The following is a 4943-nucleotide window of genomic DNA, read 5'->3' as shown; positions in this document are numbered from 1 at the left end:
CCGCCATTACACAGCTTGCCACTGGCGAGGCGCTGGTCTCGACGTTGGAAGCCAAGGGTGTTCCGTCCATGGTGCAGCGGACACTGATCCGCCCGCCATCCTCGCGGCTTGGGCCCATAACGGCCGCTGAGCGGCAAAAGCTGATCCAGGAAAGCCCGGTCGCCGGCCAGTACGATCAGGCCGTCGATCGCGAATCGGCTTTCGAAATGCTGCAGAAAAAGGCCAAGGACGCGCAGGATGCCGAAGAGCAGGCCCAGCAGGCCGGCAGCGGCGGCTCGCGCTGGACCATTCCGGGCTTCGGCAATGACGATCCCGCGCCGCAATCCGGTGGCAGGCGCACATCTGCACCGCGCCCGTCCAACCGCCAGACGGTCGCAGAGGCGGCGATCAAGTCGGTGGTGCGCTCGGTCGGCTCCTCGGTCGGTCGGGCAATCGTGCGCGGCATTCTGGGGAGCTTGTCGCGCGGGCGGTGACTGGAGGCAGCGGGCGCCGCTGCCTAGTCAGCTCAGAAAATCGAATTCGTGATCGCCTTGACCGGTCCAAGCAGCACCGAACCGTCCGGCACGCCGGCATCGATCGGGATCGCCTGTCGGTTGGCCGTCGCCACCATGGGTTGGCTGGCGTCGCTGGTCACGATGACCGGCGTCTTCGAGGGCACGCGATCATAGAGGTCGATAATGTCCTGGTTCATCAGACGCACGCAGCCTGACGACACCGACTTGCCGATCGAGCGCCACTCCGGCGAGCCGTGCAGACGGTAGAGCGTGTCGACATTGCCCTGGAACAGATAGAGCGCGCGTGCACCGAGCGGATTCTTCAGGCCGCCGGGCATGCCGCCATTGTCGGCGCTGTAGGGTTTCAGTTCCGGCTGGCGGGCTATCATTTCGTCCGGCGGCGTCCATTTTGGCCATTTCTGCTTCCACTGAACGACGGCGTCGCCGGACCATTCGAAGCCGGCGCGGCCAAGGCCGACACCGTAGCGTATCGCCTGACCGCCTGGACGAACCAGATAAAGGAAGTGGCCGGTCGTATCGACGACTATGGTTCCCGGCTTCTGTCCCGTCGGGTCGGGAACGATCTGACGCAGGAATTGCGGATCGATCTTGTCGACTGGGATGGCCGGCAAATCGAAGCCGCCGTCGCTGACTGCTGCATACATCGTCACATAGTCCGCCAGAGGCGGCTCGACATAGGTTGGTGGCGGCGGCTCGACCGGACCCGGCCCGGTGGTGGCGCATGCGGAAACCGCGATCGAAGCGGCGCCCAGGGCTGCGGCATTGAGAAAGCCGCGACGGCTCAGGCGAAAAGATTCGATTTCGGTTATGGACATGGTTGCCTTCTTTAAGTCTCAAATCGCAACAAAGCGTGAATTCGCCGACAGTTACGCGGGTGCCTGACAACACCTGGGGCGATAGGCGGTTCCGATTCTGGCCCGAACGTGGGCAAAGAAAGGCGAAGCTGTGACCAGGCTGCTACTGTGGCGCCAGAGACACAGGTCTCTTAGCTGCCGGGCACAAGGGCTTCGAGCGACGGCAGGATCAGGGCCGGTGGGAAGTCCCGGTATTCTTCGGGCTGGTTGGAGCGGTTGATCCACACCGTGCGAAAGCCGAATTTGGTGGCGCCTGCAATGTCCCAGCGATTGGACGACTGGAAGGAAACCGCGCCGGGGTAGAGGCGCCGGCCGGTGGCGACCATGTCGTAGACCGCGGGATCGGTCTTGAAGCGCCGCACCGTATCGACGGAATAGATATCGTCCAGAACCTGGTCGAGCGCGGCGGATTTGACCGCCGCCTGCAGCATTTCGGGCGAGCCGTTGGACAGGATCGCCAGCCTCGCTCCCGAAGCCTTGAGCGCCTTGAGCACGGCCGGCACTTCCGGATAGCAATCGAGCCGCCAATAGGCATCCAGCAATATCGCCTTGAGACCGGGGTCGGCCGAGGGAACCTTGCGCAAGGCGAAATCGAGCGCCTGTTCGGTCAGTTGCCAGAAATCGGCATAGGCGCCCATCAGCGTGCGCACCCAGGAATATTCGAGCTGTTTGGCGCGCCAGATCTCGGACAGCAATTGGCCGTCCGGCCCGATCCGGTCGGCATGACGGCGTACGGCGGCATGCACGTCGAACAGCGTGCCATAGGCGTCGAAGACATAGGCGGCGTATTGCATGACAGCAGTTTTGAGGGCAGGCGCGACAAGGTGCAAGCTTTGATTGCATTGCGCCCCGGCACTGGCCTCAACAAAACTCCATGATGCCGGTTGACGGCGCCCGCCAAAGCATCTTCCAATGGCTGTCACACGAGACCGATTGAGACGGGACGAGATGATGACACTGGCGGCTGCGGCGCAATCCACGACATGGACTTTCGTCGATGGTGATTGGCACGAAGGCAACGTCGCCATTCTGGGGCCGCGCAGCCACGCCATGTGGCTCGGCACCAGCGTTTTTGACGGCGGCCGCTGGTTCGAAGGCGTGGCGCCGGATCTCGACTTCCACGCAGCCAGGGTGAATTCCTCGGCGATTGCGCTCGGCCTGAAGCCGAACATGAGCGCCGACAAGATCGTCGGGCTGACATGGGATGGGTTGAAGAAGTTCGACGGCAAGACGGCGGTCTATATCAGGCCGATGTACTGGGCCGAGCATGGCGGCTATATGGGCGTGCCGGCCGATCCCGCCTCGACGCGCTTTTGCCTTTGCCTCTATGAATCACCGATGATTCCGGCGACTGGCTTTTCGGTGACCGTGTCGCCGTTCCGGCGTCCGACCATTGAAACCATGCCGACCAACGCCAAGGCCGGCTGCCTTTACCCCAACAACGGTAGGGCCATTCTCGAAGCCAAGATGCGCGGCTTCGACAACGCAATGGTGCTCGATATGCTGGGCAACGTCGCCGAGACCGGAACCTCGAACATCTTCCTGGTCAAGGATGGCCACGTCTTTACGCCTGCGCCGAACGGCACCTTCCTATCCGGCATCACCCGCTCGCGCACGATAGCGCTGCTCGGCGAATATGGCTTCAGGACCACGGAAAAGACGCTGTCGGTGCGCGATTTCCTCGAAGCAGACGAAATTTTTTCGACCGGGAACCATTCCAAGGTGGTGCCGATCACGCGCATCGAGGATCGCAATCTGCAACCCGGGCCGGTGGCCAAAAAAGCGCGCGAACTCTATTGGGATTGGGCGCATTCGACTTCTGCTGTTTGAGCGGATAAAAAGGCGATCGACGCTTCATCCGGAGTTGTCCCAACCCATTCCAGACCTATCTTACTCCGGTATCGACACCGGATTTTTCCACGAGGGAGTACTATCCATGGCCTTTGAATTGCCCGCTCTGCCTTACGACTATGAGGCCTTGCAGCCTTACATGTCGAAAGAGACGCTGGAATATCACCACGACAAGCACCACAAGGCGTATGTCGATAACGGCAACAAACTCGCCGCCGAGGCCGGCTTGGGCGATCTGTCGGTCGAAGAGGTGGTCAAGCAGTCGTTCGGCAAGAATGCCGGCCTCTTCAACAATGCCGCCCAGCATTACAACCACATCCATTTCTGGAAGTGGATGAAGAAAGGCGGCGGCGGCAACAAGCTGCCGGGCGCCTTGCAGAAGGCAGTCGATAGCGATCTCGGCGGCTACGACAAGTTCAAGGCCGACTTCATTGCCGCTGGCACGACACAGTTCGGCTCCGGCTGGGCCTGGGTCTCGGTCAAGGATGGCAAGCTGGCGATCTCCAAGACACCGAACGGCGAAAACCCGCTCGTCCATGGCGCGTCGCCGATCCTCGGCGTCGATGTCTGGGAGCACTCCTACTACATCGACTACCGCAACGCCCGGCCGAAATATCTCGAGGCGTTCGTCGACAGCCTGATCAACTGGGACCATGTCCTGGAATTGTACGAAAAGGCGAAGTGATCGATTTCCAGAAGCCCCGGTATCACCCGGGGCTTTTCTTTTCTGCGTCCCGCAAGAGCAAAGGTCCGGCAAAAATCATCAGGGGGAAGGGAATTTTCCCTCTGTAACATCCGTTGACGTCCTGTCCCGAAATGCCTTCATCATGGAGCCAATTGAATGAGAAAGCTTGTTATCGCCATCTCTATGCTCGCACTCGCGGCTTCGGCGGCCTTTGCCGACCCGATCCTCGACCGGCAGGCACTGATGAAGGAACGTGGAAAGATCGTCGGCGGCCTGTCGAAAGTGGTCAAGGGCGAGGAGCCGTTTGATGCCGCCGCGGTGCTGACGGCGCTGCAGGCGCTGCATGCGAATGCCGAGAAAGTCGACGTCGACGCGCTGTTTCCGGCGGGCAGCGACACAGGCGGCGATACCACTGCGTCGCCGAAGATCTGGGAAGACATGGCCGGCTTCAAGGCCACCAACGCCAAATATGTCGCCGACGTCAAGGCAGCGGCCGCTGCCGCTCCTGCCGACGTCGATGCGTTGAAGGCGCAATTCGGCGCCATCGGCTCCGATTGCGGCACCTGCCACCAGACCTACCGGGTGAAAAAAGGCTGATAGCGGGCGATGCCCTGGCTAAAGAAACTCGTCGGCGCCATCGTCATCCTCGGCGGCGTCGGCGCGGTTGCCGGGTGGGTCGGGTCGGCGCCGGTGAGGCTCGACAGGGAGACCCTGGCCAAGCTCGGTCCTGGCGACGCAGCCAGGGGCAAGCGCATTTTTTTTGCCGGCGGTTGTACATCCTGCCATGCAAAGCCGGGCTCACAGGGCGATGCGCGGCTTCAACTCGCGGGCGGTCTCGAGCTCAAGACGCCGTTCGGAACCTTCGTGCCGCCCAACATTTCGCAAGACGCCAAGGACGGCATCGGCGCATGGTCGGTCGAGGACCTCGCCAATGCCATGCTGAAGGGCGTGTCGCCTTCGGGCCGACACTTCTATCCGGCGTTTCCCTATGCGTCCTACGCGCGCATGAATCCGGTCGACATTGGCGATCTCTATGCC

Annotated in this window: 7 protein-coding genes; 5 read left to right on the top strand and 2 right to left on the bottom strand. The window is 61.7% G+C overall.

What is annotated here, in order from left to right; translation table 11 throughout:
* The coding region (locus EN994_RS17765) for a helicase HerA-like domain-containing protein (RefSeq protein WP_127307686.1) at nt 1-473 on the top strand (473 nt) is incomplete at its 5' end.
* Between the two features lie 32 nt (nt 474-505).
* Here the strand turns inward: EN994_RS17765 and EN994_RS17760 are convergent.
* Together EN994_RS17760 and EN994_RS17755 are read right to left on the bottom strand one after the other, a co-directional pair.
* Nucleotides 506-1330 carry a L,D-transpeptidase gene (locus tag EN994_RS17760; RefSeq protein WP_013532670.1) on the bottom strand — a complete coding sequence of 275 codons (825 nt, stop codon included), beginning with the start codon at nt 1328-1330 and terminating at the stop codon, nt 506-508.
* Nucleotides 1331-1500: 170 nt separating this feature from the next.
* A complete protein-coding gene (locus EN994_RS17755) occupies nt 1501-2163 on the bottom strand; it encodes a haloacid dehalogenase type II (RefSeq protein ID WP_013532669.1) in 663 nt (220 codons plus the stop codon).
* Between the two features lie 157 nt (nt 2164-2320).
* Between EN994_RS17755 and EN994_RS17750 the strand changes: the two genes are divergently transcribed.
* From EN994_RS17750 to EN994_RS17735, 4 genes are all read left to right on the top strand, one after another.
* Nucleotides 2321-3199, top strand: coding sequence for a branched-chain amino acid aminotransferase (locus EN994_RS17750; protein ID WP_024505546.1), 879 nt, complete (start codon nt 2321-2323; stop codon nt 3197-3199).
* Nucleotides 3200-3305: 106 nt separating this feature from the next.
* Nucleotides 3306-3905 carry a superoxide dismutase gene (locus EN994_RS17745; protein ID WP_013532667.1) on the top strand — a complete coding sequence of 200 codons (600 nt, stop codon included), beginning with the start codon at nt 3306-3308 and terminating at the stop codon, nt 3903-3905.
* A 156-nt stretch (nt 3906-4061) separates the two neighbouring features.
* A complete protein-coding gene (locus EN994_RS17740) occupies nt 4062-4502 on the top strand; it encodes a cytochrome c (RefSeq protein WP_013532666.1) in 441 nt (146 codons plus the stop codon).
* A 9-nt stretch (nt 4503-4511) separates the two neighbouring features.
* Nucleotides 4512-4943 (top strand): c-type cytochrome (locus EN994_RS17735; RefSeq protein ID WP_127307685.1); only part of this gene is annotated, 432 nt, incomplete at its 3' end.

This window comes from Mesorhizobium sp. M7A.F.Ca.CA.002.09.1.1 (genome assembly GCF_003998555.1).
In the GTDB taxonomy this organism is placed as follows: domain Bacteria; phylum Pseudomonadota; class Alphaproteobacteria; order Rhizobiales; family Rhizobiaceae; genus Mesorhizobium; species Mesorhizobium ciceri.
Note: the sequence above shows the minus strand (reverse complement) of the source record. Positions and strands in the feature narration are given on the sequence as shown.